General features: G+C 72.6%; 26 protein-coding genes. 9 read left to right on the forward strand and 17 right to left on the reverse strand.

Annotation, left to right across the window (positions count from 1 at the left end; genetic code table 11):
- Window positions 1-40 precede the first annotated feature (40 nt).
- Window positions 41-2272: a polyribonucleotide nucleotidyltransferase gene (locus tag QJ852_16575; protein ID WGX94765.1), complete on the reverse strand. Its 2232-nt coding sequence runs from the start codon at window positions 2270-2272 to the stop codon at window positions 41-43.
- Window positions 2273-2421: 149 nt separating this feature from the next.
- Window positions 2422-2697 carry a 30S ribosomal protein S15 gene (rpsO, locus tag QJ852_16580; protein WGX94766.1) on the reverse strand — a complete coding sequence of 92 codons (276 nt, stop codon included), beginning with the start codon at window positions 2695-2697 and terminating at the stop codon, window positions 2422-2424.
- A gap of 205 nt (window positions 2698-2902) precedes the next feature.
- Between rpsO and QJ852_16585 the strand changes: the two genes are divergently transcribed.
- From QJ852_16585 to QJ852_16605, 5 genes are read left to right on the forward strand one after another with little or no spacing between them, the layout of a single operon-like run.
- Entirely contained in the window at window positions 2903-3436 is a 534-nt protein-coding gene (locus QJ852_16585) for a SigE family RNA polymerase sigma factor (protein ID WGX94767.1), read from the forward strand.
- The gene (locus QJ852_16590; protein ID WGX94768.1) at window positions 3433-4140 is read left to right on the forward strand and encodes a hypothetical protein; all 708 of its coding nucleotides are present in this window, start codon (window positions 3433-3435) and stop codon (window positions 4138-4140) included. Before QJ852_16585 ends, QJ852_16590 begins: the two co-directional genes overlap by 4 nt.
- Window positions 4141-4165: 25 nt before the next feature.
- The gene (locus QJ852_16595) at window positions 4166-6310 is read left to right on the forward strand and encodes a molybdopterin-dependent oxidoreductase (protein WGX94769.1); all 2145 of its coding nucleotides are present in this window, start codon (window positions 4166-4168) and stop codon (window positions 6308-6310) included.
- Window positions 6301-6723, forward strand: a complete 423-nt coding sequence (gene arfB, locus QJ852_16600) for an alternative ribosome rescue aminoacyl-tRNA hydrolase ArfB (GenBank protein WGX94770.1) — start codon at window positions 6301-6303, stop codon at window positions 6721-6723. Before QJ852_16595 ends, arfB begins: the two co-directional genes overlap by 10 nt.
- 21 nt (window positions 6724-6744) lie before the next feature.
- Window positions 6745-7887, forward strand: coding sequence for a hypothetical protein (locus tag QJ852_16605; protein ID WGX94771.1), 1143 nt, complete (start codon window positions 6745-6747; stop codon window positions 7885-7887).
- On the opposite strand, the gene QJ852_16610 is transcribed toward QJ852_16605, so the two are convergent.
- The 9 genes from QJ852_16610 to rimP form a co-directional block, all read right to left on the reverse strand.
- Window positions 7875-8819, reverse strand: a complete 945-nt coding sequence (locus QJ852_16610; protein WGX94772.1) for a nucleoside hydrolase — start codon at window positions 8817-8819, stop codon at window positions 7875-7877. The two genes, QJ852_16605 and QJ852_16610, sit on opposite strands and share 13 nt — an antisense overlap.
- A complete protein-coding gene (locus QJ852_16615; protein WGX94773.1) occupies window positions 8816-9718 on the reverse strand; it encodes a hypothetical protein in 903 nt (300 codons plus the stop codon). The genes QJ852_16610 and QJ852_16615 overlap by 4 nt, the downstream gene beginning before the upstream one ends.
- A 10-nt stretch (window positions 9719-9728) precedes the next feature.
- A complete protein-coding gene (locus QJ852_16620; protein ID WGX94774.1) occupies window positions 9729-10688 on the reverse strand; it encodes a bifunctional riboflavin kinase/FAD synthetase in 960 nt (319 codons plus the stop codon).
- Window positions 10689-10886: 198 nt separating this feature from the next.
- Window positions 10887-11756, reverse strand: coding sequence for a tRNA pseudouridine(55) synthase TruB (truB, locus tag QJ852_16625; GenBank protein WGX94775.1), 870 nt, complete (start codon window positions 11754-11756; stop codon window positions 10887-10889).
- Complete coding sequence (rbfA, locus tag QJ852_16630; protein ID WGX94776.1) at window positions 11753-12205, reverse strand: 30S ribosome-binding factor RbfA; 453 nt, start codon at window positions 12203-12205, stop codon at window positions 11753-11755. The genes truB and rbfA overlap by 4 nt, the downstream gene beginning before the upstream one ends.
- A 164-nt stretch (window positions 12206-12369) precedes the next feature.
- Window positions 12370-15261 (reverse strand): translation initiation factor IF-2, encoded by a 2892-nt coding sequence (infB, locus tag QJ852_16635; protein ID WGX94777.1) that lies wholly within the window; start codon window positions 15259-15261, stop codon window positions 12370-12372.
- 93 nt (window positions 15262-15354) lie between these two features.
- Complete coding sequence (locus tag QJ852_16640; GenBank protein ID WGX94778.1) at window positions 15355-15672, reverse strand: YlxR family protein; 318 nt, start codon at window positions 15670-15672, stop codon at window positions 15355-15357.
- A 120-nt stretch (window positions 15673-15792) separates the two neighbouring features.
- Entirely contained in the window at window positions 15793-16761 is a 969-nt protein-coding gene (gene nusA / locus QJ852_16645) for a transcription termination factor NusA (protein ID WGX94779.1), read from the reverse strand.
- Window positions 16761-17276 (reverse strand): ribosome maturation factor RimP, encoded by a 516-nt coding sequence (gene rimP, locus QJ852_16650; protein WGX94780.1) that lies wholly within the window; start codon window positions 17274-17276, stop codon window positions 16761-16763. The genes nusA and rimP overlap by 1 nt, the downstream gene beginning before the upstream one ends.
- Window positions 17277-17346: 70 nt before the next feature.
- On the opposite strand from rimP, the gene QJ852_16655 reads away from it, so the two are divergent.
- Both QJ852_16655 and QJ852_16660 read left to right on the forward strand, forming a co-directional pair.
- Window positions 17347-17859 carry a hypothetical protein gene (locus QJ852_16655; protein ID WGX94781.1) on the forward strand — a complete coding sequence of 171 codons (513 nt, stop codon included), beginning with the start codon at window positions 17347-17349 and terminating at the stop codon, window positions 17857-17859.
- Window positions 17856-18344 (forward strand): DUF4439 domain-containing protein, encoded by a 489-nt coding sequence (locus QJ852_16660; GenBank protein WGX94782.1) that lies wholly within the window; start codon window positions 17856-17858, stop codon window positions 18342-18344. Before QJ852_16655 ends, QJ852_16660 begins: the two co-directional genes overlap by 4 nt.
- A gap of 324 nt (window positions 18345-18668) precedes the next feature.
- On the opposite strand, the gene QJ852_16665 is transcribed toward QJ852_16660, so the two are convergent.
- Genes QJ852_16665 through QJ852_16675 form a run of 3 tightly spaced genes read right to left on the reverse strand, consistent with a single transcriptional unit; the run spans window position 18669 to window position 22725 of the window.
- Window positions 18669-19379 (reverse strand): HAD family hydrolase, encoded by a 711-nt coding sequence (locus tag QJ852_16665; GenBank protein ID WGX94783.1) that lies wholly within the window; start codon window positions 19377-19379, stop codon window positions 18669-18671.
- 56 nt (window positions 19380-19435) lie between these two features.
- The gene (locus tag QJ852_16670) at window positions 19436-20941 is read right to left on the reverse strand and encodes an acetyl-CoA hydrolase/transferase family protein (GenBank protein WGX94784.1); all 1506 of its coding nucleotides are present in this window, start codon (window positions 20939-20941) and stop codon (window positions 19436-19438) included.
- 5 nt (window positions 20942-20946) lie between these two features.
- Window positions 20947-22725 carry a proline--tRNA ligase gene (locus QJ852_16675; protein WGX94785.1) on the reverse strand — a complete coding sequence of 593 codons (1779 nt, stop codon included), beginning with the start codon at window positions 22723-22725 and terminating at the stop codon, window positions 20947-20949.
- Window positions 22726-22753: 28 nt separating this feature from the next.
- On the opposite strand from QJ852_16675, the gene QJ852_16680 reads away from it, so the two are divergent.
- Complete coding sequence (locus QJ852_16680; protein WGX94786.1) at window positions 22754-22918, forward strand: hypothetical protein; 165 nt, start codon at window positions 22754-22756, stop codon at window positions 22916-22918.
- 3 nt (window positions 22919-22921) lie between these two features.
- On the opposite strand, the gene QJ852_16685 is transcribed toward QJ852_16680, so the two are convergent.
- The 3 genes from QJ852_16685 to QJ852_16695 all read right to left on the reverse strand — a co-directional run bounded on the left by QJ852_16685 (window position 22922) and on the right by QJ852_16695 (window position 25904).
- Window positions 22922-23767, reverse strand: coding sequence for a GNAT family N-acetyltransferase (locus tag QJ852_16685; protein WGX94787.1), 846 nt, complete (start codon window positions 23765-23767; stop codon window positions 22922-22924).
- A gap of 168 nt (window positions 23768-23935) precedes the next feature.
- Window positions 23936-25099 carry a flavodoxin-dependent (E)-4-hydroxy-3-methylbut-2-enyl-diphosphate synthase gene (gene ispG, locus QJ852_16690; protein WGX94788.1) on the reverse strand — a complete coding sequence of 388 codons (1164 nt, stop codon included), beginning with the start codon at window positions 25097-25099 and terminating at the stop codon, window positions 23936-23938.
- A gap of 25 nt (window positions 25100-25124) precedes the next feature.
- A complete protein-coding gene (locus QJ852_16695; protein WGX94789.1) occupies window positions 25125-25904 on the reverse strand; it encodes a TetR/AcrR family transcriptional regulator C-terminal domain-containing protein in 780 nt (259 codons plus the stop codon).
- Window positions 25905-25978: 74 nt separating this feature from the next.
- Here QJ852_16695 and QJ852_16700 point away from each other — a divergent pair, with 74 nt between their 5' ends.
- On the forward strand, window positions 25979-26380 hold the full coding sequence (locus QJ852_16700) for a VOC family protein (protein WGX94790.1): 402 nt from the start codon (window positions 25979-25981) through the stop codon (window positions 26378-26380).
- The last annotated feature ends 10 nt before the right edge of the window (window positions 26381-26390 follow it).

The raw sequence follows: 26390 nt of genomic DNA on the forward strand, positions 1-26390 counted from the left end.
CCGCCCGCAGGCGGCCACCCCCTCGTGGCGTCTCAGCGACTCACTCGGAGTCGGCGGACTCCTCGGCCGGCTCGGCGTCGGCCGACTCGGCCTCCTCGACCACCGGGATGAGGGACAGCTTGCCGCGGTCGTCGATCTCGGCGATCTCGACCTGCAGCTTCTGGCCCACGGAGACGACGTCCTCGACGTTCTCCACGCGCTTGCCGCCGGCGAGGCCGCGCAGCTTGCTGATGTGCAGCAGGCCGTCCTTGCCGGGCATGAGCGCGATGAAGGCACCGAAGTTGGTCGTCTTGACGACCGTGCCGAGGTAGCGCTCGCCGACCTCGGGCATGGTCGGGTTCGCGATCGCGTTGATCGCGGCCCGGGCCGCCTCGGCTGCCTCGCCGTTGGTCGCACCGATGTAGACCGTGCCGTCGTCCTCGATCGAGATCGAGGCGCCGGTGTCGTCCTGCAGCTGGTTGATGACCTTGCCCTTGGGCCCGATGACCTCGCCGATCTTGTCGACGGGCACCTTGACCGTGATGATCCGCGGGGCGTGGATCGACATCTCCTCGGGAGCGTCGATCGCCTCGCCCATGACCTCGAGGATCGTCAGGCGCGCGTCGCGGGCCTGGGTCAGCGCCGCGGCGAGGACCTCGGCCGGGATGCCGTCGAGCTTGGTGTCGAGCTGGAGCGCGGTGACGAACTCCTTGGTGCCGGCGACCTTGAAGTCCATGTCGCCGAACGCGTCCTCGGCTCCGAGGATGTCGGTCAGCGCGACGTACTCGGTCTTGCCGTCGATCTCACCGGACACCAGGCCCATCGCGATGCCGGCCACGGGCGCCTTCAGCGGCACACCGGCCTGCAGCAGCGACAGGGTCGAGGCGCAGACCGAGCCCATCGAGGTCGAGCCGTTGGAGCCCATGGCCTCGGAGAGCTGACGGATGGCGTAGGGGAACTCCTCGCGGCTCGGGAGCACCGGCAGCAGCGCCCGACGCGCGAGTGCGCCGTGGCCGACCTCGCGGCGCTTCGGCGAGCCGACGCGGCCGGTCTCACCGGTGGAGAACGGCGGGAAGATGTACTTGTGCATGTAGCGCCGGTGGGTCTCCGGCGACAGGGTGTCGAGCTGCTGCTCCATCTTGAGCATGTCGAGGGTGGTGACGCCCAGGATCTGGGTCTCGCCACGCTCGAACAGCGCGGAGCCGTGGACGCGCGGGATCACGTCGACCTCGGCGTGCAGCGGACGGATGTCGGCGAGGCCGCGACCGTCGATGCGGACCTTGTCGCGCAGGATGCGCTCACGCACGACCTGCTTGTTGACCGAGCGGAAGGCCGCGCCGATCTCCTTCTCGCGACCCTCGAACTGGGCGCCCAGCTTCTCCAGGACGACGGCCTTCAGCTCGTCGGTGCGGGTCTCGCGCTCCTGCTTGTCGCCGATGCTCATCGCGGCGGTGAGGTCGGCCTTCGCAGCGGCCTCGACGGCGGCGTACACGTCGTCCTCGTAGTCGAGGAAGATCGGGAACTCCTGGACCGGCTTGGCGGCCACGTTGGCGAGCTCGACCTGGGCCTCGACCAGCTGCTTGATGAACGGCTTGGCGGCCTCGAGACCGCCGGCGACGACCTCCTCGGTCGGCGCCGGGGCGCCGCCGCGGACCAACTCGATGGTGTCCTCGGTGGCCTCGGCCTCGACCATCATGATCGCGACGTCACCGGTCTCGGTGACCCGGCCGGCGACGACCATGTCGAACACGGCCTTCTCCAGCTGGCTGTGGGTGGGGAACGCGACCCACTGACCCTCGATGAGGGCGACCCGGGTGGCGCCGACCGGACCGCTGAACGGCAGGCCGGAGAGCTGGGTCGACAGCGAGGCGGCGTTGATCGCCAGCACGTCGTACGGCGTGTCGGGGTTGAGCGCCATCACGGTGATGACGACCTGGACCTCGTTGCGCAGGCCCTTCTTGAAGGTCGGACGCAGCGGACGGTCGATGAGGCGGCAGGCCAGGATCGCGTCCTCGCCCGGGCGGCCCTCGGAGCGGAAGAACGAGCCGGGGATCCGGCCCGCGGCGTACATCCGCTCCTCGACGTCGATGGTCAGGGGGAAGAAGTCGAAGTGGTCCTTCGGGTGCTTGCCGGCCGTGGTCGCCGACAGCAGCATGGTGTCGCCGTCGAGGTAGGCGCTCACCGAACCGGCGGCCTGGCGGGCGAGGACGCCCGTCTCGAACTTGACGGTGCGGGTGCCGAACTTGCCGTTGTCGAGAACGGTCTCGACCTCGGAGATGACGGGTTCAGTCAATGTTTTCTCTTGTTCGTACGGTGCGGGACGCGCTGCCCCGCTCAATGGACTTGATTGACGCCTGCCACTTTATCGATCAGCAGGGAAATTGCAGAACGGGCGACCCGGTCGGGGTCACCCGTTCTGGACCATCTCGCCGAGCGGCGAGATCAGCGGCGCAGGCCGAGGCGCTCGACGATGGAGCGGTAGCGATCGATCTCGGTCTTCTTCAGGTAGTTGAGAAGGCGGCGGCGCTGGCCGACGAGGAGCAGCAGCCCACGACGGCTGTGGTGGTCGTGCTTGTGCTGCTTGAGGTGCTCGGTCAGGTGGCTGATCCGGTGGCTGAGGAGCGCGATCTGGACCTCGGGCGAACCGGTGTCGCCCTCGGTGGTGGCGTACTCCGCGATGATCTTCTTCTTGGTCTCAGCGTCGGTACCGACTGCCATGGGAACTCCTTGTTCGCTCGTTGCGCGGCGCCCCAGCCTGAAATCCTGGAGCTCTCTTGATCCGCGGCCGTTCTGACGGCAACCGCACAAGGCTAACAGCGCGGCGGGCCCGCACCCGAATCGCTGCGGCCGGCACCCGCCTGACACATCGGGCCGCCCCGGCCCGTCGAGCAGGATGACGAGCAGATCACAGGAGAGGACGTCCATGCGACCCGCGGAACAGGCCGAGTTCGAGGAGTTCGTGCGCAGCCGCTCCAGCGAGCTGCTGCGCGCCGCCTGGCTGCTGACGGGCGACCGGTCGTCCGCCGAGGACCTGCTCCAGGAGGCGCTGGTGCGGATCTTCACCCGCTGGCGGCAGGTACGCCGCGCCGACAACCCGATCGCCTACGCCCGCACCGTCCTGGTCCGGCGCTATGTCGACGCCACGCGCCGACGCAGCTCCGGTGAGCGCCCCGGCCTGCTCGACGACGACGCACGCCTGCCGCGGAGCGTCGAGCCCGACGTGGCGCTGCGCGAGACCCTGGTCGCCGCCCTGCGCGAGCTCGCCCCCGTGGACCGGGCCGTGGTCGTGCAGCGCTACCTGCTCGACCAGGACGTCGCCACCGTGGCCGCCGACCTCCGCCTGTCCGGCCAGGCGGTCCGCAGCCGCAGCACCCGGGCGCTGGCCCGGCTGCGCCACCTGATGGGCCCCGAGCTCGCGCCGGCGCTCAGCCCCCACCCCGACAAGGAGATGTCATGAACACCACGACCGAGGACCGGTTCGCCGCGCTGATGCGCGACGCGATGGCCGACGTGCAGTCCGACGACGCGCTGCTGGGGGCCGTCCTGCGGACCGGACGACGCCGGGCGCACCGCCGCCGCCTCGGGTACGCCGGCGGCGGGCTCGCCCTCGCCACCGCCCTGACCGCCGCCCTCGGCGCGATCCTCACGGCCGGCGGCCCGGACCCGGTGGCCGACGACCTCAGCGCGGCCGTGCCGAGCACCGCGGCGGCCACGCTCCGGCCCCCCACGCCGAACGAGCTCGACGCGCTGCTCACCGCCGCCCTCCCCGGCCCCAGTGCCGCCCTCCCGGTCACCCAGACCCCCGGCCGGGTCGAGGTCCGGCGCGCGTACGCCGGCGCGACCGTCACGGCCCTGGCCTACGACTCGGCCGAGGTCTACGGCGCACGCGTGGACGCCACCGACAAGTGCGCTCCGGTGCTGGCGAGCGGCAACGACGGCCCCACCCGATGCGCGGTCACCGACGGCGGCTGGGCGATCTCGATGGCCGGCCGGCCGGATGCTCTCGTGCGCGATCCGAGCGCCCGGTTCGCCCGGGTCACCTACTTCCGGCGCGACGGCCTGGTCATCGACCTGACCGCCACCGGCTCCGGCGCGCCGGTGCTCTCCCGCGACCACCTGGTCGAGCTGGCCACGACAGGCGACTGGTTCCCGGCGTCCTAGCCCGGCGCTGTGCGACCATGCCGAGATGGAGCGACCCCAGGTCCGACAGCAGATCGGCGTGTGCAACCTGTGCGAGGCCGCCTGCGGGCTGCTGCTGACGGTCGAGCGGACCGGAGGCGGCGAGCGGGTGACCGGGGTCCGCGGCAACCCCGACGACCCGCTCTCCCGGGGCCACATCTGTCCCAAGGGCGTCGCGATCGGCGACATCCACGCCGACCCCGACCGGCTGCGCCGCCCGGTCCGCCGCGTCGGCGACGGCGAGAAGACGCGCTGGGAGGAGATCGGCTGGGACGAGGCGCTCGACCTGGTCGCCGACGGTCTCGCCGCCGCGGTGAACGAGCACGGTGAGGACGCCCTGGCGATCTACCTCGGCAACCCCAACGTGCACAGCCTGGGCGCGATGACCCACGGCGTGGCGTTGGCACAGTCGTTCCGCACCCGCAACAAGTTCAGCGCGACCTCGGTCGACCAGCTCCCCCACCAGCTGATCGGCTACCTCCTCTACGGCCACCAGCTGCTGCTGCCCGTGCCCGACATCGACCGGACGTCGTACTTCCTGGTGTTCGGCGCCAACCCGATGGCCTCGAACGGCTCCCTCATGACGGTGCCCGACTTCCCGGCCCGGCTGCGCGAGCTGCACGGCCGCGGCGGCCGGATGGTCGTGTTCGACCCGCGCCGCACCGAGACCGCGAAGGCGGCCGACGAGCACCACTTCGTGCGGCCCGGCACCGACGCGTGGGTCCTGCTCGCGCTGCTGCACGTGCTGTTCGCCGAGGGCCTGACCCGACCGCCGGCGTACGTCGACGGGCTGGCCGCCGTCGAGGAGCTGGTCGCGCCCTTCACCCCCGAGCTCGCCGAGCGGGCCAGCGGCCTGCCCGCCGGCGAGCTGCGCCGCATCGCCCGGGAGTTCGCCGCCGCGGACGGTGCGGCCGCCTACGGCCGGATCGGGGTCTCGACCCAGGCGTTCGGGACCGTGTGTCAGTGGGCGATCCAGCTGGCCAACCTGGTCACCGGCAACCTGGACCGGGAGGGCGGCGTGCTGGTGACCACCCCGGCGATCGACGCGGTCGGGCGGGGACTGATCGGCAGGGGCCACCACGACCGGCACCGCTCACGTGTGCGACAGGCGCCCGAGTTCGGCGGCGAGCTGCCGGTGTCGGTGCTGCGCGAGGAGATCGAGACGCCCGGCGACGGGCAGGTGCGGGCGCTGCTCACCGTCGCCGGCAACCCGGTGCTGTCGACACCCGACGGCGCGGCACTCGACCGCGCGATCGGGGGCCTGGACTTCTATGCCGCGATCGACCTCTACATCAACGAGACCACCCGGCACGCCGATGTGATCCTGCCGCCGACGACGCTGCTGGAGCGCGACCACTACGACCTCGTCTTCCACCTCCTGGCCGTGCGCAACACGGCGCGGTTCACGCCCGCGGTGTTCGCCAAGGGGCGCGACCAGCGCCACGACTGGGAGATCTTCCGCGACCTCTACCTGCGGGTGACCCGCCGCCGGCGCCGGAAGCCGCCGCTGAAGCGCCGGATCGCGGCCGAGGCACGGATGCGGATGAGCCCGACCTTCCTGATCGGGATGCTGCTGCGCTCGGGCCGCTCGCAGACGACCCTCACCGAGCTGCGCCGGCACCCGCAGGGCGTCGACCTCGGGCCGCTGCGGGCCGGCCAGCTGCCCGGCCGGCTGCGGACCCGGGAGCGCCGGATCGACGCGCTCCCCGCCCTCGTCGCCGACGACGTCGCCCGCCTCCGCGAGCAGGCGCTGCCGCGGGACGGCGAGCTGCTGCTCATCGGCCGGCGCCACCAGCGCGACTGCAACTCCTGGATGCACAACACCGACCGGCTCACCCGGGGCCGGGCGCGCCACCAGCTGCTCATGCACCCGGCCGACCTCGACGCCCGCGGGCTGCTCGACGGCGCGACGGTCACCGTCCGATCGCGGGTCGGCGAGGTGCAGGTCGAGGTCAGCGCCACCGACGACGTGATGCCCGGAGTGGTCTCGCTCCCCCACGGCTACGGTCACGGCCGCGACGGCACCCGGCTGGGCGTCGCGGCCGGGGTCGCCGGCGTCTCGATCAACGACCTCACCGACCCCGAGCGCCTCGACGTGTCGGGCAACGCCGCACTGTCCGGCGTACCGGTCACGGTGGGGCCGTGGACCTGACCGTCCCACCCGGCCCCGGCCTGCCCGCCGGACTGGTCATCCCCGACGGCGAGCTGGAGGAGCGCTTCTCCCGCTCCCCGGGCCCGGGCGGGCAGTCGGTCAACACCACCGACACCCGCGTCGAGCTGATCTGGGACCCGGCGGCCTCCGCCGTGCTCGACGAGCCGCAGCGCGCCCGCCTGACCCGCCGCCACGAAGGACCGCTCGTCGTCGTCGCCCACGAGCACCGCTCGCAGCACCGCAACCGCACCGCAGCCCGCGAGCGGCTCGCGGCCCGCGTGCGCGAGCTGCTCGCTCCCCCACCACCGCCCCGGCGCCCGACGAAGCCGACCCGCGGCTCGAAGGAGCGCCGCCTGGAGGCCAAGCGGCAGCGCGGGCGGACCAAGCAGCTGCGCGGCCGGGTCGAGGAATGACCCACCCGCTACGGTGACGCCGTGACCGCGACGACCTGGGACCGGCTCTTCCACGCCTACGGCCCGGCCACCGACACCCCGGCCCACCTCGCCGCCCTCGCCAGCGGCGATGCCGACGCCGCGGAGGAGGCGCTCGACCACCTCGACGGGGCGGTCCTGCACCAGGGCACCATCTGGACCGCGACCCCGGTCGCCGTCGCCCGGGTGGCCGCGCTGGTCGCCGATCCGGCCGCCGCCTCGGCACGCGCCGGGATGCTGCAGTGGCTGGGCTGGGCGATGGACGCCGCGCGACAGGCCGACCTCGGATCGGATCCGGTGCCGGCCCCCGACCCGGCCGCGGTCGACGCGTTCCTGAGGGCCAGTGCCGCCGAGGACGAGGACGCCTGGTCGCTCCCCGTCGTCGACCTGCTCATGCGCGGGGCGGTGGCCGACGTCCGCGCCCTCGCCGCCGACGTCGTCGCCGCCGGCACTCCCCTGCTCGACGACCCCGACCCCGCCGTACGACGCGAGGCGGTGGGCGCCCTGGGCGCTGCTGCGGCGCTGCTGGGCGAGCCGGGGCGCTCGCCCGCGACGGCCGAGCTAGCCGCGCTGGTGGCCACGGCCGCCGACCGCGACGAGAAGGCCGCCCGGGTGCTGGCGGTCCGCGACGCCGGCGGCGCCACGGAGCCGTGGCTCGACGATCCCGATCCGGCGGTGCGGGCCTGCGCCGCGCTCGGCGCGAGCGGCCCGGTCGCCACCGCGGTGCTCCTCGACGCGCTGCGGGACCCGGCGGCCTGCGACGCGTGGTTCACGCAGCGACCGCCGCAGCTCGACCGGCACCTCCGGCTCGTCCTGCTCGCCGGCCTGCTCGAGCGCGACCTGCCCCTGGCCGACCTGGTTCCCGCCCTGACCGCGATGATCGCGGCTGGCGGCGCCTTCACGGTCGACTCGGACGTCGCGCCCATCCTCCGGCGCACCTTCCCCGACGTCGTCTTCACGCCCGGCGTCCGCCCCGACCCCGCTCCGGACTGGACGCCCGCGCAGTGCGCGGTCGTCGCGGCCCTGCTCGCCAACGACGCGACCTGGGGGCCGACCAACGGCAACGCCAAGCTCGCCCGGATGGTCGTCGGGCTGCCCGACGACCGCGACGAGGTGGCCGCACTGCTCGCCCGCTACTCCGGCTGAGTCGCGCGGCTCCCCAAGGTCGCACAGAGCAGGTCCACATACCGCGCCCGGTCGGCGCGGATCGCGACGGACGCCCGGCCCCGCGCGTCGTCGACCTCGGCGGCGAACCGCGTGGCGCCGTAGGTCGTCGGGTCGGCGCGCTCCACCCGCACCTGCGCCCGCAGCGTGGTGAGCAGCCCCGGGGCGACCAGCGCGGCCACGGCGAGGGGGTCGTGCAGCGGCGCGGCGCCGAGCGCGGCCATGGTGGGGTCCCGGCGGTACCAGGCGATCCGGGCGTCGAGGAGGTCGGCAGCCGTGTCGGCGGCCGGTGTCCCGAGCGAACGCAGCCGGGCCGCGTCAGCGGCGGTGAGCGGGGCGGAGAACGTGGCGTCCATCGTCACCAGCAGCACGTCGCGGACCGGCGCGGCGAACACGTCGGCGGCGGCCTCCGGGTCGCACCACACGTTCCGCTCGGCGTACGGCGTCACGCCGGCCTGCCGATGGCTTCCGCCCAGCACGACGAGCCGCCTCACGGAGCCCGCCACGCGCCGGTCGGCGGCGAGCGCGGCCGCGATATTCGTCAGCGGCCCGGTGGCGACGACGGCGACCTGCTCGACGGCTGCGCGCAGCGTCTCCACCAGCCACTCGACCGCCTCGGTGCCCGCCGTCGATGACGGGGCCGGCAGGTCGAGGGTCGGCGGCAGGTCCGCCCGACCGCTGGGCAGCGACTCGATCCGCGGCCGGACGGGGCCGTTGCGGCCGGGGTGGACGCCGACGTCGCCGCGGCCGGCCAGGTCGAGGACCCGCAGCGTGTTGTCGGTCGTGTGGCGCACGTCGTGGTTGCCCCACACGGTGGTCACCCCCGCCAGGTCCAGATCGGGGTGCCGGGCGGCCAGCAGGATCGCCACCGCGTCGTCGGTGCCGGTGTCGCAGTCGAGGACGACCGGGGTCACGCGCCGGCCCCGTCGCGGAGGCCTCGGTACGCCGTCCGGGCCTCGACCGCCTGCTCCAGCTCGCGGATCACCACGGTGAAGAACTGCTTGCGGTAGAGCTCGTCGGTGACGGCATACACGGTGAAGTAGAGCCCGCTGAACGCGGCCAGGAAGGTCGAGACCCGCAGCAGCTCGAGGCTGAGCCTGTCGCCGAGCCAGTCGCCTACAGCACCGTCCGGCGGGTGCAGTGTCCCGCCGGTCCATTGGCTCACCACCGACGGCTCCATGGCGACCACGCCGAACAGGATGAAGAAGGCGAACACCGCGAGCGCCAGCAGCAGCACCTGGACGGCCTGGGCGACGAGCAGCACCAACAGCAGGTTGACCCGCTCCAGGCCGCGCAGGCCGGCGTCGACGGTGTCCAGCTCCTCAGGGAGCCGGGACAGCAGGAAGCCCACCGCGATCGCGGCGAACAGCAGGACGGCCACCCACAGCACGCCGCCGTCGAGGCTGGCCGCGACCTGCCACACCTCGGCGTTGATGAACAGGAAGGTGATGAACAGCAGGAGCAACGGCAGCGCGCGGGTGACCAGCGGCAGGACCAGGCCGAAGGATCGCAGGGTGCGCCGCACCGCCCAGCCCACGATCAGCCAGGCCCGCAGGGTCGCCACGGCATAGGCGGCGGCGACGATGCCCGCGACGGTCAGCCCGCCGCCCAGGCCGGCGGCCGCGCCGAGCCCGGCCCCCACGCCGCACCCACCGGCCACCCCCAGCACGACGGCCACCGCGAGGACGCCGAGAAGCCGGCCGCGGCCCAGTCCGCGGGCCACGCCGGCCCGGACGTCGTCGACGAAGTAGGGCAGCCCGTGCTCGACGAACCACCCCTCGGCGGCGGCGACGTCGTCCTGTGCACCGGTCATGGGCACCCCGTCAGTCGGCGAGGATGGTCCGCGCCCGGTCGACGTCGTCGGCCATCGCCGTGAGCAGGTCCTCGACCGAGTCGAAGCGCACCATGCCGCGCAGCCGGTCGACGAACGCGACCTCGACCTCCCTGCCGTAGAGCTCGAGGTCGGTGCGGTCGAGCACATACGACTCGACCCGGCGCTCACGCTCGCCGGCGAAGGTCGGGTTGGTGCCGACGCTGATCGCGGCCGGGTACGTCGTCCCGGCGTCCGGCCCGTCGAGCAGGGTGAACCGGCCGGCGTAGACGCCGTCGGCGGGCGCGGCCGCACCGGAGCGGACCGGGACGTTGGCGGTCGGGTAGCCGAGCTCGCGGCCCCGTTTGTCGCCCTCGATGACCACGCCCGCGACCGTGAAGAGCCGGCCGAGCGCCTCCGCCGCGCCGCTGACGTCGCCGGCGGCCAGACACGTCCGGACGTAGGTCGAGGACCAGACCTGCGGGCCCCCGTCGAGGCTGACCTCCTCCAGCACGAAGTCGTGCTCGGCGCCCGCCGCGCGCAGCAGGTTGCAGTCGCCCGCGGCCCGGTTGCCGAAGCGGAAGTTGGCGCCGACGACGACCGCCCGCACATGGAGCGTGTCGAGCAGGATCCGGTCGATGAACTCCGCCGGCGTCCAGGCCGCGATGTCGCGGGAGAACGGGATGACGAGCACGTCATCGACCCCGGCCTCGCCCAGCAGCCGCAGTCGCTGATCGATGGTCGTGATGGTGGGCGGCGCGTGCTCGGGGCGCAGCACCGCGATCGGGTGGGGGTCGAAGGTCACCGCGACCACGCTGTCGATCGGTGTCGTGGCCTCGACCTCGGCCGCCACCTCCCGCGCGCGCCGGATGACGTGCTGGTGGCCGAGGTGCATGCCGTCGAAGTTCCCGATCGTCACGACCGTGCGACCGAGATCGCGGGGCACGTCGGAGAAGTCACGCCACACTCGCACGGCGGCAACTCTCCCACATCGGTGCCCGGAGCCGAAGCCTGGATCCGCGGATGGGCGTCGTAGCGAGCAGCGCTCCAGGGGTGTGATCGCAAGGCGCGAGCGCGAGGGCAGTCTGGTTGACTGTTGAGCGTTCGCAACGCCGCGAGCGCGCCGCTGGGGTGTCGCGCAGTAGGCGTCCAGCCACGGATCGCGGCGAAGTCAGCCGACGAACACGGCCGCGGGACGGGCGGCTCCGCCCTCCGGGCGGTAGAGCGCGAGGAACTCGCCGCTCGGCGCGAACACGCCGGTGAGCGTGTCGATCCTCAGCGGCAGCGGCCGGCCGTAGCGGACCGCCTGGGCCTGGTCGGCGTCGAGATCCAGGGCGGGGAAGCAGTCACGCGCGGCCCGCTCGAGCGGGATGGGGGTGAGCCGGTCGAGGTCGGTGTCGGCCTGGGCCAGGGTGAACGGCCCGACCGCGGTACGGCGCAGCGCGGTCAGGTGCCCGCCGACCCCGAGCGCGCTGCCGACGTCGCGGGCGATGGCCCGGATGTAGGTGCCGCTGGAGCAGCGGACCGTGATGTCGACGTCCAGCCAGTCGCCCACGACCCGCTGACCGTGCACCGTCAGCTCGTGGACGGTCACGGGACGGGCCGTGAGCTCGACCTGCTCGCCGTCGCGGACCCGCTGGTAGGCGCGCTTGCCGTCGACCTTGATCGCGCTGACCGCCGTCGGCACCTGGAGGATGTCGCCGACCTGCTCCTCGAAGGCGGCCAGGACCGCCGCCGTGGCCAGGCCCCCCGCCGGGGTGTCGGCGACGACCTCGCCCTCGGCGTCGTCGGTCGACGTCGACCTGCCGAGGCGCACCGTGGCGTCGTAGGTCTTCTCGGTGAGCATCAGGTGACCGAGCAGCCGGGTGGCCCGCTCGACGCCCAGCACCAGCACGCCCGTCGCCATCGGGTCGAGGGTGCCGGCGTGACCCACCTTGCGGGTGCCCATCGCCCGGCGCACTCGGGACACGACGGCGTGCGAGGTCATGCCTCCGGGCTTGTCGACGACGACGAGACCCGACGGCACGCCGGACGCGGTCACTCGGCGTCCTCGGCCTCTTCGTCGGGCTCGGCCTCGCGCGGCTTCTTGTACGGGTCCGCCTCGCCCGCCGGCTGGGCGCCGGCACGGGCGGCGGCGACGGCCGCGTCGGCCTCGCGGGCCCGGGCCAGCAGCTCGTCGAGGTGGCGCGCCGTCTCCGGCACCCCGTCGAACTCGAAGGCCAGCGTCGGGACATGCCGCATGCCGAGCTGCTTGCCGACCTCGGAGCGCAGCACGCCCTTGGCCGACTCCAGCGCGGTCGCGGTCGCCTGCTGATCGGCGTCCTCGCCCAGGACGGTGTAGTAGATGGTGGCGTTCTGCGCGTCGCCGGTGAGCCGGACCTCGGTCACGGTGACGAAGCCGAGGCGCGGGTCCTTGATCCGCCGCTCGAGCATCTCGGCGACGATCACCTGGATCCGGTCGGCGATCTTGCGCACGCGCGGGCTGGCCATGGTCAGTTCCTATCAGTTCTGGGGCGGTGGCGGTGCGCCACCGGTGGTGGCGGATTCACCACGGGATGTAGACGAACCCTCGCTTCCCCGGTGGAACTCCACCGGGGAAGCGAGGGCCGAACTACATACCGTGGTGAATCCGCGCCGCGCGGGGCGTAACCCCGTCAGGAGCGCGGAATCTCCTTCATCTCGAAGGCCTCGACGATGTCGCCCTCCTTGATGTCCTGGAAGTTCTTGAGCACGAGACCGCACTCGAAGCCCTCCCGAACCTCCGACGCGTCGTCCTTCTCCCGCTTGAGCGAGGCCAGGTCGAGGTTGTCGGCGATGACCGCACCGTCGCGGAGCACCCGGACCTTCGCGTTGCGCCGGATGACGCCGTCGATGACCATGCAGCCCGCGATGTTGCCGATCTTGGACGAGCGGAAGATCGCGCGGATCTCCGCCTGGCCCAGCGTCTGCTCCTCGTACTCGGGCTTGAGCATGCCCTTGAGCGCGGCCTCGATCTCCTCGATCGCCTGGTAGATGACCGAGTAGTAGCGGATCTCGACGCCTTCCTTCTCGGCCATCTGACCCGCCTTGCCCTGCGGGCGGACGTTGAAGCCGATGATGATCGCGTCGGACGCCGCCGCCAGGTCGACGTTGGTCTCGGTGATCGCACCGACACCGCGGTCGATGACCCGGAGGTTGACCTCCTCGCCGACGTCGATCTGCGCCAGCGCGTCCTCGAGGGCCTCGACCGAGCCGGACACGTCGCCCTTGAGGATGAGGTTGAGCTCCTGGCTCTCGCCCTTCTCCATGGAGGCCATGAAGTCCTCGAGAGTACGACGCACGCGGCGCTTGGCCTGCATGGCCGCCCGCTCGCGCGCCTCGCGCTTCTCGGCGATCTGGCGGGCCATCCGGTCGTCCTCGACCACGATGAAGTTCTGGCCGGCGCCCGGGACGGACGAGAGACCGAGCACCATCGCGGGCCGGGCCGGATCGGCCTCGGTCAGCTCGTTGCCGTGCTCGTCGAGCATGGCCCGGACGCGGCCGTGGGCCGGACCGGCGACGATCGAGTCGCCGACCCGCAGCGTGCCGCGCTGGACCAGGATCGTCGCCACCGGACCGCGTCCGCGGTCGAGGTGCGCCTCGACCACGAGGCCCTGTGCGTCCTGCACCGGGTTGGCCCGCAGGTCGAGGGACGCGTCGGCGGTGAGCACGACCGCCTCGAGCAGCTTGTCGAGGTTGAGGCCCGCCTTGGCGGACACGTCGACGAACATCGCGTCGCCGCCGTACTCCTCGGGCACCAGGCCGTACTCGGAGAGCTGGCCACGGACCTTGGTCGGGTCCGCGGTCTCCTTGTCGATCTTGTTGACCGCGACCACGATCGGCACGTTGGCCGCCTTGGCGTGGTTGAGCGCCTCGACCGTCTGCGGCATGACGCCGTCGTCGGCCGCGACCACCAGGATGGCGATGTCGGTCGCCTGCGCACCGCGGGCACGCATGGCGGTGAACGCCTCGTGACCCGGGGTGTCGATGAAGGTGATCCGGCGGTCGTCGCCGTCGACCTCGGTGTGGACCTGGTAGGCACCGATGTGCTGGGTGATGCCACCGGCCTCGCCCTCGACGACGTTGGCGTTGCGCAGCGCGTCGAGGAGGCGGGTCTTACCGTGGTCGACGTGACCCATGACGGTCACGACGGGCGGGCGGACGACCAGGTCGTCCTCGCCGCCCTCGTCGGCACCGAACTCGATGTCGAACGACTCGAGCAGCTCACGGTCCTCGTCCTCCGGGGAGACGACCTCGACGACGTAGTTGAGCTCGTCACCGAGCAGCTCCAGCGTCTCGTCGCCCACCGACTGGGTGGCCGTGACCATCTCGCCGAGGTGGAAGAGCATCTGCACCAGCGAGGCCGCGTCGACGCCGATCTTCTCGGCGAAGTCGGTCAGCGAGGAGCCCCGGGCGAGACGGATCGTCTCGCCGTTGCCCTTGCGGACCCGCATGCCACCGATCGTCGGGGCCTCCATGGCCTCGAACTCCTGGCGACGCGCCCGCTTGGACTTGCGACCACGCCGAGCCGGACCGCCGGGGCGCCCGAAGGCACCCTGGGTCTGGCCACGCTGACCGGGACGGCCACCGCCACCGGGACGACCGCCGCCACCGGGACCGAAGCCACCGGGACCGCGACCACCGGGCGCACCGGCACCCGCGCCGGCACCGCCACGACCGGGCGCACCGGCCCGGCCGGGACCGCCCGGACCACGGCCACCGGGGCCGGGACGACCGGGGCCGCCGGGGCCACGACCGCCGGGGCCGCCCTGGCCGAACGAGCCGGCGGACTTGGGCATCATCGCCGGGTTGGGCCGCGGCATGCCGGGACGGCCACCGCCGCCGGCACCCGCCGGCGGGCGCGGGCCGGCCGGGCCGGCCTCGCCCTCGCGCGGCGGCGGGGCGGGACGACGGCCCATGCCCTGGCTGGGCGCGAACGGGTTGTTGCCCGGACGCGGGGTGCCGCCGGGCTTGCCGACCGGGCGCGGGGCCGGGGCGGGAGCCTTGGGCGTCGGGGGCTTCGGCGCGGCCGGCTTGGCGGCCGGAGCGGCCGGAGCCGCGGGAGCCTCCGGGGCGGCCGGAGCCGCGGCAGCGGCGGGCTTCTCCTCGGCCGGGGGCGCCTCGGGGGCGGCCGGGGCCTTGGCCGGGCCGGGCCGGGGGCCGGGACGCGGGCCGCCCGGCTTGGCGGCAGGCGTCTCGGCGGCGGGGGCCTCGGGCGCGGCCGGAGCCGGAGCGGCGGGGGCCTCGACGGCCGGAGCCGACGCGGCAGGGGCCTCGGGCGCGGCGGCGGCCTTCTTGGCCGGAGCCTTGGGAGCAGGCTTGGCCGCCTCGCCGCCCGCCTCGCCGACGGGCTTCATCTTGGCGAGGAGCTCGGCTCCGTAGGTCGCCTCGAACTTCTTGACGGCAGGAAGCTCGATGCTCGAGGACGCAGTCTTGGCGAACTCTCCGATGTCACTCAGCATCTTGAGCGCGTCGGCGCTCTTGATGCCGTACTGCTTCGCGAGTTCGGAAACTCGGGTCTTGGCCACGGTTCTCCTTCTGGCCCAGACCCGGGGTGGATCTCAGACCGTTGGTGGGTGGTGCAGAACGAACTGGCTCATCGCGAGGTACTCATCGAGTGCTCATGAGCTGTTGCTCCAGTCTCTGTCGGTCGGATCGGTCCGAGTCGCTGCTGCCCGGGTGGCGATGTACTCCCCCACCCGCGCGTCGCCCAGCGCGGCTCCGCTGATCCGGAGCGCGCGCGCAAAAGCCTTGCGACGTACGGCGAGGTCGTAGCAACCGGTCGTGGGGTGCAGGTGCGCTCCACGCCCGGGCGCGGTGCCGTCAGGATCGGGTACGACGACCGGTTGGCCGTCGGGGCCCGAGCCGGCGGTCATCCGCAACAACTCGCTTGTGCTGGCCCGCTCCCGGCATCCGATGCAGGTCCGGACGGGTCCCACCAGGTGAGGATCGTCAGGTCGCGCAGGGGAATTCAGTCGGCGTGCCACCAAGGGTCGACTCTACCCGCTGGGTGGCCGACTTCACGAACCGGGACCGGTCCGAGGCGACCCTGCGGGTGTCTACGCCTCCTCGTCGGAGTGGATATCGATCCGCCAGCCGGTCAGGCGGGCGGCCAGGCGGGCGTTCTGGCCCTCCTTGCCGATCGCCAGGGAGAGCTGGAAGTCCGGCACCACGACACGGGCCGAGCGGGCGGCCTCGTCGACGACCGTGACCGACTGGACCTGGGCCGGCGAGAGCGCGTTGGCGACCAGCTTCGCCGGCTCGTCGGACCAGTCGACGATGTCGATCTTCTCGCCGCCCAGCTCGGCCATGACGTTGCGGACCCGCTGGCCCATCGGGCCGATGCAGGCGCCCTTCGCGTTGACGCCGGAGACGGTGGACTTGACCGCGATCTTGGTGCGGTGCCCGGCCTCCCGGGCGATCGCTGCGATCTCGACGGTGCCGTCGGCGATCTCGGGGACCTCCAGGGCGAACAGCTTCTTCACCAGGCTGGGGTGTGAGCGCGACAGCGTCACCTGCGGGCCGCGCATGCCCTTGCGGACCGAGACCACGAGGCACTTGATCCGGGTGCCGTGGGCGTAGTCCTCGCCCGGGACCCGCTCGCCGGCGGGCAGGTGCGCCTCGATCCGGCCGAGGTCGACGAGCACGTCGTCGGGATTGCGTCCCTGCTGGATGACGCCGGACATGATGTCGCCCTCCTTGCCGGAGAACTCGCCGAACTTGATCTCGTCCTCGGCGTCGCGCAGGCGCTGCAGCATGATCTGCTTGGCGGTCGTCGCCGCGATCCGGCCGAAGCCGTCGGGCGTGTCGTCGTACTCGCCGACCTTGGTGCCCTCGGCGTCGAGCTCCGCGGCCAGCACCGTGACGTGCCCGGTCTTGCGGTTCAGCTCGACCCGGGCCTGGGCGACCGAGCCCTCGGTCTTGTGGTACGCCGTCAGCAGCGCCTGCTCGATCGCCTCGACGAGGACGTCGAACTTGATCTCCTTCTCGCGCTCCAGCGTCCGGAGGATGCTGAGGTCGATGTCCATCAGTCGGCGTCCTTGTCACTCGTGTCTTTGCGGTTGAACTCGATCTGCACCAGCGCCCTGACGACGTCGCCGTAGGCGAGACGCCGTTCGACTCCGGCCACGTCCAGCACGACACCGTCGTCGTCGGACGCGCCGATCCGACCGGTGACGGTGTCGTCGCCGGTGAGCGTCACCTTGACCAGCCGGCCCGCGTTGCGACGCCAGTGGCGCGGCAGCGTCAGCGGCCGGTCGACACCGCGGGAGGTGACCTCCAGCGTGTAGGGCAGCTCGCCGAGCGCCCGCGCGGCGCCGTCGGGGCCGTCGTCCTCCAGGATCCGGTCGATCACCTTGGTCGCCGCGGCGACGTCGTCGAGCGTGAGCCCGCCGTCGGTGTCGACGGCGATCCGCAGCACGCGACGCTTCCCCGCCGGGGTGAGCTCGACGGCCTCGAGATCGAGGCCGAGCTCGGCGAGAGGAGCGACGAGGACGTGCTCGATCCGCTCTGCTGTCGCTCCCTGAGCGGAATGAGTACCCATGGGCGAGTCCTCCCCGTGTCCTGTTGTGGCTGTGCGGGGCCCACCCTACCCGTCGATATAGGGTCACCGGGTGCCCGACAGTCCCCTGCCCCTCTCGCGGCGCCTGGTCCTCGCCGGCGGGATCGGCGGCGCGGCGCTGACCCTCGCGGGATGCGACCTCATCGACGGCGTCCTCGGCGGCCCGGACGACACCGATGACCCGGGCGTGTCGGGCGCGGTCACCCCGACGGCACCGGCCGAGGACGCCGACGGCACCCTCGTCGAGGACGTCGTCGCGGCGATCTCGACCACCGGCGCGCTGGCCGCGGCCACGTCCGCGGCCGTCCCCGGCCTGGCGCGGCGCGCCGCCCGACTGGCCCGGATCCACGACGCCCATGCCGCCGAACTGGGCGGCTCCGTGACCACCGACGCCCCGGACGTCGCGGGCGACCCGACGCAGGCCTGGGTCGCCCTGCTCGCCGCGGAGGCCGCGCTGCAGCAGCGGCTGGTCGCGGCGGCCCAGCAGGCCCACAGCGGCGGTCTCGCCCAGGTGCTGGCCGCCATGGCCGCAGCCCTGGCCCAGCAGCAGGCGGTCCGGTCATGACCACCACCCCGGTCGCACCGCCCCCCGACGGGTCCGACGAGCCTGCCGGGTCCGGGGACGGCGGGGACGACGCCGGCGTCGTTGCGCTGCAGACGACGCTGGCCGCCGAGCATGCTGCCGTCTTCGTCTACGGCGCCCTGGGCGGCCAGACCTCCGAGTCCGGCAGCCCGGACCTCTACGCGGCCCTCACCGCGGCGTACGCCGTGCACCGGACCCGGCGCGACGACCTGATGGCCCGGCTGCACGCCACCGGCGCGGAGCCGGTGGCGGCGGAGCCCGGCTACGGCCTGCCCGCCGACCTCGCCACGCCGGCCGCGGTCACCACCCGCGCACGCGAGCTCGAGGAGTCCGCGGCCGCGACCTACGCTTACCTCGTGGCCAGCACGGTCGACGACGCCCGCGCGTGGGCGATCGAGGCGCTGCTCGACGCCGCGGTGCGCGGCCTCGACTTCGGCGCCCGGCCGGACCGCCTGCCCGGGCTCTGAGGCGCTGCCCGTCACGTGGCGCGAGCCCCGGGGGCGGCGGACGGATGCCGGACATGGGCCGGCAAAAACGCCAGCGGTTCGCGACCTCCGACATCCGGGGAACTCCCGAGACGTCCCCCGAAAGCCGGGGTCGCGAACCGCTGGTGACCGGGGACAACGGTCATGGGCGACGGGAGAGGTGGGGCTCACCGATCGCCGTGTGCACAATCATGCAACAGAACGCGTCCGGGAGCCCGTCATCGCGATCCTCATAAATGTGCACTGCACAAACCTGCAGATCGGGGAACCCTCACCTGAGCGTGGATCAGGCGGCTCCGGGGTCCCTCAGCGCCAGGGGGCGAGCAGTCCCGGCAGGTCGGCGAGTCGGCCGGCCACGGCGTCCGGCGCCCCCTCGGTGTGACCGATCTGCTCGACCGGGATGACGCTGTGCGGCACGTGGACCGCGCGCATGCCGGCGTTCTGCGCGCCCCAGATGTCATCGAAGAGCCGGTCGCCGACGTACACGCATGTCGCCGGATCCTCGACACCGACGGCGGTCATCGCCGCGCGGAACGCCTCGGGGGACGGCTTCGTCCAGGGCACCTCGCTGGTGTAGACGTCGCCGTCGATCAGCTCGAGGACGCCGTCGCGCTCGAAGAAGCCGCGGTGCCAGGCGCGCGGCCAGATGGTGTTCGACAGCACACCGACCTTGATCCCCTCGGCCCGCAGCCAGTTGAACAGCGGGGCGACCTCGGGATCGGTGAGGGTGTGCGGCTCCCAGAAGCCGTAGTACGCATCGAGCAGGTCGGGATCGTGGTCGAGGCCGGCCGCGTCGAACAGGTCGGCGATCGTCGCGCTCTGCTGGTGGTCGCGACTGCGCCCCCAGATCACGCTGCCGGCCAGGTGCAGCCGGGCCGCGTGGGCGTGGTGGTCGTCCGAGGTGTCGGGGGTCCTCAGCACGGCCTGCGCCAGCGCGAGCGACTCGGCGTGGAAGTCGATGTCGTGCCAGGCGGTCAGCGTGCCGCCCCAGTCGAAGATGACCGCCTCGATCCCCATGCTCCTCCGTCCGTCCGAGGGAAGCGTAGTCCCCTGTGCCCCTGCCTCCGGGGCTGTCACATCCGACCGTCGCGGAGGTAGGCCGCGTGCCAGCCGAGCGCCTCCTCCAGGAGGTGCGGCGTGTGCCGGGCCTCCGGCCGGGCCGCTCTGGCCCGGGCGACATAGTCGCGCAGCCGGTCGCGGTAGTCGGGGTGGGCACACTGGGCGATCACCCGGTCGGCACGGTCCGACGGCGAGAGGCCACGCAGGTCCGCCAGTCCCTGCTCGGTGATGAGCACGTGCACGTCGTGCTCGGTGTGGTCGACGTGGCTGACCATCGGCACGATCGAGGAGATCAGGCCGCCCTTGGCCAGCGAGTCGGAGACGAAGAAGTTGAGGTAGGCGTTGCGGGCGAAGTCGCCCGAGCCGCCGATGCCGTTCATGATCGCCGAGCCCATCACGTGGCTGGAGTTCACATTGCCGTAGATGTCCGCCTCGATCATGCCGTTGATCGCGATGACCCCGAGACGACGCACCAGCTCGGGATGGTTCGAGATCTCCTGGCTGCGCAGAAGGATCCGCCCCTTGTAGGAGCCGACGTTGTCGAGGAAGCGCTGCTGTCCGGCCGGGGAGAGTCCGAAGGAGGTGGCCGACAGGGAGGCCAGCTTCCCGGCGTCCAGCAGGTCGAGCAGGCCGTCCTGGATCACCTCGGTGAACGAGGTGAGGCCCTCGAACTCGGCGTGCTGCAGGCCCTCCATCACCGCGTTCGGCGTGCTGCCGACACCGGACTGCAGCGGCAGCAGTCCCGGCGGCATCCGCCCGGCACTCACCTCGTGGCGCAGGAAGTCGACGAGGAGCTCGGCCATCGCGCGCGAGCTGTCATCCGGCGCGTCGAGCGGGCTGTTGCGGTCCGGCTCGTCGGTCTCCACCACGGCGACCACCTTGGCGGGGTCGACGCGCAGGTACGGGTCGCCGATGCGCTGCAGGGGATGGGTGAGCTGGATGGGGATGCGGTGTGGCGGCACGGCCGCGCCGTAGTAGACGTCGTGAAAGCCCTCGAGGTCGCGCGGCAGCCAGCGGTTGACCTCCAAGATCACCTTGTCGGCGCGGTCCAGCCAGGTCTTGTTGTTGCCGACGGAGGTGCCGGGCACGAGGAGGCCGTTGGGCAGGATCGCGGTCACCTCGACGACAGCGACGTCCAGCGGGCCGTAGAACCCGAACCACGCCTGCTGCCCGGAGTGGGACAGATGGGCGTCGACGTAGTCGACCTCGCCGCTGTTGACGAGCCTGCGCAGCGCCGGGTCGGAGCTGTAGGGCAGCCGTTTGGCGAGCCCGTGGACCTCGGCCAGGGCGCCGTCGACCGCCGGGCCGGTCGAGGCCCCCGACCACAGTCCGATCCGGAAGTCCTCGCCGCGCTCGTGCGCCTCCCCGATCCGGCGGGCCAGGGCCCGAGGCACCGCCTTGGGGAAGCCGGCACCGGTGAAGCCGCTGATGCCGACCGAGTCGCCGGGACGGATGTGCGCAGCCGCCTCCTCGGCGGTGGTGACCCGCTGCCCGAGGACCGGGCAGGTCACGCGGGCCATCGGCCTCAGCCTCGGACCAGGGCCTGGATCTCGCCCACCGCCGAGACGAGCGGGAGCTCCTGACGCTCGCCGGTGCGGCGGTCCTTGACCTCGATCACCCTGTTGTCGGGGTCGGCCACGCCGCGACCGACGGTCACGATGGTCGGCACGCCGATCAGCTCGGCGTCCTTGAACTTCACGCCGGGACTGATCTTGCCAGCGCGGTCGTCGTAGATGACGTCGAGGCCGGCGGCCGTGAGCCCGGCGACGAGCTCCTCGGCGGCGGCGAAGACGGCCTCCTCCTTGCCCGCGGCGACCACGTGGACGTCGGCCGGGGCGACGTGACGCGGCCAGCACAGCCCGATCTCGTCGAGGGTGTCCTCCGCGATCGCGGCCACCGCGCGGGTGACGCCGATCCCGTAGGAGCCCATGGTGACGGTGACCAGCTTGCCGTTCTCGTCGAGGACCTTGAGGTCGAGCGCGTCGGCGTACTTGCGGCCGAGCTGGAAGACATGGCCCATCTCGATGCCGCGGGCCGACTCGAGCGTGCCCTCGGCGCAGTTCGGGCAGGCGTCCCCGTCGCGGACCTCGGCGGCCTCGATGGTGCCGTCGGCGGTGAAGTCGCGGCCGGCGACCAGGTCGATCACGTGGGAGCCGGCGACGTCGGCGCCGGTCACCCAGCGGGTGCCCTCGGCGACGCGCGGGTCGACCAGGTAGCGGATGCCGCTCTTGTTGTCCTCGCCCAGCACACCGGGGCCGATATAGCCCTTGACCAGCGCGGGGTGCTTCGCGAGCTCCGCCTCGTCCATCGGCTCGACCTCGATCGGCTCCAGCTGCCCCTCGAGTCGCTTCTGGTCGACCTCGCGGTCGCCGGGCAGGCCGATGGCCAGCGGCTCGCTGGTGCCGTCGGGGTGCTTGAGCAGAACGAGCACGTTCTTGAGCGTGTCGCCGGCAGCCCAGGGCCGGTCCGCACGGGGGAACGCCTCGTTGAGATGGTCGACCAGGGTGTCGATGGTGGGCGTGTCGGGCGTCTCCTCGGCGTGCGCGGCCGGCACCCCGTCGTAGGCCACCGGGGCGGGCGGACGGACCTGGACCGCCTCGACGTTGGCGGCGTAGTCGCAGTGGGTGCAGCGGACGTAGGTGTCCTCGCCGACAGCGGACTTGGCCAGGAACTCCTCGGACTTCGAGCCGCCCATCGCGCCGGCGGTCGCCTTGACGATCGCGTAGTCGAAGCCGAGGCGGTCGAAGATCCGGACGTACGCGTCGCGGTGGCGCTGGTAGGACGCGTCGAGGCCGGCGTCGCTGACGTCGAAGGAGTAGGAGTCCTTCATCGTGAACTCGCGACCGCGCAGCAGCCCGGCGCGCGGACGTGCCTCGTCGCGGTACTTGGTCTGGATCTGGTACAGGCTGAGGGGCAGGTCCTTGTAGGAGCCGTACATGTCCTTGACGAGGAGCGTGAACATCTCCTCGTGGGTGGGGCCGAGCAGGTAGTCGGCGCCCTTGCGGTCCTGCAGCCGGAAGATGTTGTCGCCGTACTCGCTCCAGCGGTTGGTCGCCTCGTAGGGCTCGCGCGGCAGCAGCGCGGGGAAGGACACCTCCTGCGCGCCGATGGCGTTCATCTCGTCGCGGATGATGCCCTCGATCTTGCGCAGCACGGCCAGGCCGAGCGGCAGCCAGGTGTAGATGCCCGGCGCGGCACGGCGGATGTAGCCGGCGCGCACGAGCAGCCGGTGGCTCGGGACCTCCGCATCCGCGGGGTCCTCTCGCAAGGTCCGGACGAACAGGGTCGACATCCGCATCAGCACGGGGCGAAGCCTACGGCGGTGCCCACGGGTGTCGCGAACCAGTAACACTCCGGAGCGCTCCGGCGGTGCGGACGGCGTGGCCCGGTGGTGGCGGGAGAACCCGGCGGCCACCCTCGAGGAGGTCACCGACATCGCGTCCCGGCCGCTGTGGAGCGGCCTGCCACGCCTCGACACCCTGAGGATCGACCCGTGAGGCTCAGAACATCACGGTCGCGAAGCGCGCGGTCTCGGTGAAGCCCACCCGCTCGTAGGCGGCGCGGGCCGCGTGGTTCCAGTCGTTGACGTAGAGCGAGACGGTGGGCGCGATCCGGGCCCGCACCTGGCGGACGACGGCGGCCATGCCGGCGGTCGCGAGTCCCTGACCGCGGCGGTGCGGCGGCACCCAGACACCCTGGATCTGCGCCGCGTCGGGCGTGGCGCAGGCGACCTCGGCCTTGAAGACGAGCTCGTCGCCGTCGTACCGGACGAAGGACCAGGCGCGGCTGACCAGCTGCGCGACCCGGGCTCGGTAGAGGTCGGCTCCCCCACCGACCTCGGGCGAGACGCCGACCTCCTCGGTGTACATCGCGACGCAGGCCGGGTAGAGCGTGCGGAGGTCGTCCTGGGTCCCGCAGCGCACGCCGTGGTCGGGCGCGACCAGCGGCTCGCCGTCGATGACCAGGTGGCGCTGGTCCCAGCGGACGTCGCGCGGGTGACCCCACTCGGGGCCGACCTGGTGCCAGAACGCGCGGACGGCGTCCTGGGGGCCCACGATGGTCGAGGCGGTACGGCGCCGGGCGAGCGCGCGCCCGGCGAACACCTCGGCGTCCTCCGGCGTGGCCTGGACCGGCACCAGGTTGGCGGCGACGTGGCAGGCGGCGACCAGGTGGCCGCCCTCGAACCGGCCCCACATCTCGCCGCCGAGCCAGCGCGGCTCGAGGTTGGTGGTGTGGGCGCGGTGGATCGCGAACACGTTGACGACCGGGTCGCGACCCGCGAGGGCCACGAAGGCGGGGAGGTCGGCCTGCGCGAGGACGCGCACGCCATGCCGGGTGGTCAACACGGCCCGAGCCTAGTGGTGCGGCCCGCGACGTGACAGGACGTGGCCGTCTGGCGCCTCGGCGTCGGGTTCATCACGGGATGTAGCCGAAGCGTCGCTTCCGTCGTGGAGTTCCACGACTGAAGCGCGGGCTCCCCTCCATCCCGTGGTGAAGCCGCAGCGGGCGTCGGATCAGCCGACGGACACCGAGGGCTCCGCACCCTCGACCGGCTCCATCGACTCGGCGATCTTCATCGCCTCCTCGATCAGCGTCTCCACGATCTCCGACTCGGGCACGGTCTTGATGACCTCGCCCTTGACGAAGATCTGGCCCTTGCCGTTGCCGGACGCGACGCCGAGGTCGGCCTCGCGCGCCTCGCCGGGACCGTTGACGACGCAGCCCATGACCGCGACGCGAAGCGGGACCTCGAGACCGTCGAGGCCCGCGGTGACCCGCTCGGCGAGCGTGTAGACGTCGACCTGGGCGCGGCCGCAGGAGGGGCAGGAGACGATCTCGAGCTTGCGCGGGCGCAGGTTGAGCGACTGGAGGATCTGGATGCCGACCTTGACCTCCTCGACCGGCGGCGCCGAGAGCGAGACCCGGATGGTGTCGCCGATGCCGCGCGAGAGGAGCGCACCGAAGGCGGTGGCGGACTTGATGGTGCCCTGGAACGCCGGGCCGGCCTCGGTCACGCCGAGGTGCAGCGGCCAGTCGCCCTGCTCGGCGAGCAGCTCGTAGGCGCGGACCATGACGACCGGGTCGTTGTGCTTGACCGAGATCTTGAAGTCGCGGAAGCCGTGCTCCTCGAAGAGGCTCGCCTCCCAGACCGCCGACTCGACGAGGGCCTCGGGGGTGGCCTTGCCGTACTTCTCCAGCAGCCGCTTGTCGAGCGAGCCGGCGTTGACGCCGATCCGGATCGACGTGCCGTGGTCCTTGGCGGCGGCCGCGATCTCCTTGACCTGGTCGTCGAACTTCTTGATGTTGCCCGGGTTGACCCGGACCGCGGCGCAGCCGGCCTCGATCGCGGCGAAGACGTACTTCGGCTGGAAGTGGATGTCGGCGATGACCGGGATCTGGCTGTGGCGGGCGATCTCGGGCAGCGCGTCGGCGTCGTCCTGGCTGGGGCAGGCGACCCGGACGATGTCGCAGCCCGCGGCGGTGAGCTCGGCGATCTGCTGGAGCGTGGTGTTGACGTCGGAGGTGAGCGTCGTGGTCATCGACTGCACCGAGATCGGGTGGTCGCTGCCGACCCCGACCTTGCCCACCCGGATCTGGCGGGTCGGGCGGCGGGGGGCGAGCACCGGCGGCGGCGCGGCCGGCATGCCCAAGCTGATGGTCGGGCTGATCGACGTCATGGCACCAAGATTAGAGGCTCGCCCGTCAGCCGCCCCCATCGCCGATCAGGGCGGCCAGGCCGTCGAGCGTACGGGCCAGACCGAACTCCCAGGCCCGGTCCGCGCTCCATGCACTCCCCTGGGCCGCCCCGGCGGCGGCGCCGATCCGGACCGCGCGCGGATAGGTCTGCGGGTCGAAGGCCTGCGCGAGCAGCGGCTGGTTGGCCGCCCACCATTCGGCGTCGCTCAGTGCGGAGTCCGTGCCGACCCGGGCGGCGTCGTGCGCGGCACGGCAGTGGGCCTGCACGAAGCCGAGCACGAAGATCAGTGCCGCGTCGGTGTCGACGTCGCTGAGCCCGGTGTCGTCGAGGGCGGCGAGCTCGTGCTCGTACTTCGCCAACACCCCGGGGCCGAGCGGCGGCCGGCTCAGCGCGGCCACCTCGGTGAGCCAGGGATGCTCGGTGAGCAGGGCCCGGTTGGCCAGCGCCACGGCGGTGAGCCGCTCCCGCCAGGTCTCCCCCGCCCACGGCGCGCGCGCCATCCGGGCGTAGCGGGCGTCGACCATCAGGTCGAGCAGCTCGGGCTTGCCGGGGACGTAGGTGTAGACCGACATCGCGGAGATCCCCACCCGCTCGGCGACCGCGCGCATGGTCACCGCCGCCAGGCCCTCGGCGTCCGCGAGCGCGAGCGCCGCGTCGACCACCTGGGCCACCGTCACCGACCGGACCGGGCCCTTGCGGCGCGGCGCGGCGCCATCGGCACCGGGCTCCCCCCACAGCAGCGCGAGGGTGCGGCTGGGCTCGCCCGATCCGGTGTGCGCGGTCACGGGAACCATTCTCCCACACGATCGTTATACGTTGTACATTGTACGACGTACAGTGTTTGCTGACAGGAGAGTCCATGCGCATCACCGCCACCGCCGTCTCGCTCAACGTCCCGGACGTCGAGGCGTCCGCCACCTGGGTGCGACGGCACCTGGGGTTCACCGAGCAGATGGCCGCCGACGGCTTCTGCTCGCTCGCCCACCCCGACTCCGGCTGCCACCTGATCTACCTGCGCACCGGGCTGCCGACCTTCAAGCCGGCGGCCGCCGCCGGGCGCGCCGACGGACTGCTCGTCGTGTTCACCGTCGAGGACATCGACGCCGACTACGAGCGGCTGCGCGGAGAAGGGGTCAAGATCGTCACGCCGATCGAGACCGAGCCCTGGGGTGAGCGCTACTTCCAGATGGCCGATCCCAACGGCGTGATCTACCAGCTCGTGCAGTGGGTGACGCCGCCCGACCCGCAGTACGCCGGCTGAGTCGGTCGGC

The sequence above is a fragment of the Nocardioides sp. L-11A genome (assembly GCA_029961745.1).
Lineage (GTDB): Bacteria > Actinomycetota > Actinomycetes > Propionibacteriales > Nocardioidaceae > Nocardioides.

Excerpts from the sequence above, each read along its gene's own strand:
- rpsO (WGX94766.1), bottom strand. The coding sequence starts at position 2,697 with ATGGCAGTCGGTACCGACGCTGAGACCAAGAAGAAGATCATCGCGGAG.
- QJ852_16585 (WGX94767.1), top strand. The coding sequence starts at position 2,903 with ATGCGACCCGCGGAACAGGCCGAGTTCGAGGAGTTCGTGCGCAGCCGC.
- QJ852_16590 (WGX94768.1), top strand. The coding sequence starts at position 3,433 with ATGAACACCACGACCGAGGACCGGTTCGCCGCGCTGATGCGCGACGCG.
- QJ852_16595 (WGX94769.1), top strand. The coding sequence starts at position 4,166 with ATGGAGCGACCCCAGGTCCGACAGCAGATCGGCGTGTGCAACCTGTGC.
- QJ852_16615 (WGX94773.1), bottom strand. The coding sequence starts at position 9,718 with ATGACCGGTGCACAGGACGACGTCGCCGCCGCCGAGGGGTGGTTCGTC.
- rbfA (WGX94776.1), bottom strand. The coding sequence starts at position 12,205 with ATGGCCAGCCCGCGCGTGCGCAAGATCGCCGACCGGATCCAGGTGATC.
- nusA (WGX94779.1), bottom strand. The coding sequence starts at position 16,761 with ATGGACATCGACCTCAGCATCCTCCGGACGCTGGAGCGCGAGAAGGAG.
- rimP (WGX94780.1), bottom strand. The coding sequence starts at position 17,276 with ATGGGTACTCATTCCGCTCAGGGAGCGACAGCAGAGCGGATCGAGCAC.
- QJ852_16660 (WGX94782.1), top strand. The coding sequence starts at position 17,856 with ATGACCACCACCCCGGTCGCACCGCCCCCCGACGGGTCCGACGAGCCT.
- QJ852_16665 (WGX94783.1), bottom strand. The coding sequence starts at position 19,379 with ATGGGGATCGAGGCGGTCATCTTCGACTGGGGCGGCACGCTGACCGCC.
- QJ852_16670 (WGX94784.1), bottom strand. The coding sequence starts at position 20,941 with ATGGCCCGCGTGACCTGCCCGGTCCTCGGGCAGCGGGTCACCACCGCC.
- ispG (WGX94788.1), bottom strand. The coding sequence starts at position 25,099 with ATGACGTCGATCAGCCCGACCATCAGCTTGGGCATGCCGGCCGCGCCG.
- QJ852_16700 (WGX94790.1), top strand. The coding sequence starts at position 25,979 with ATGCGCATCACCGCCACCGCCGTCTCGCTCAACGTCCCGGACGTCGAG.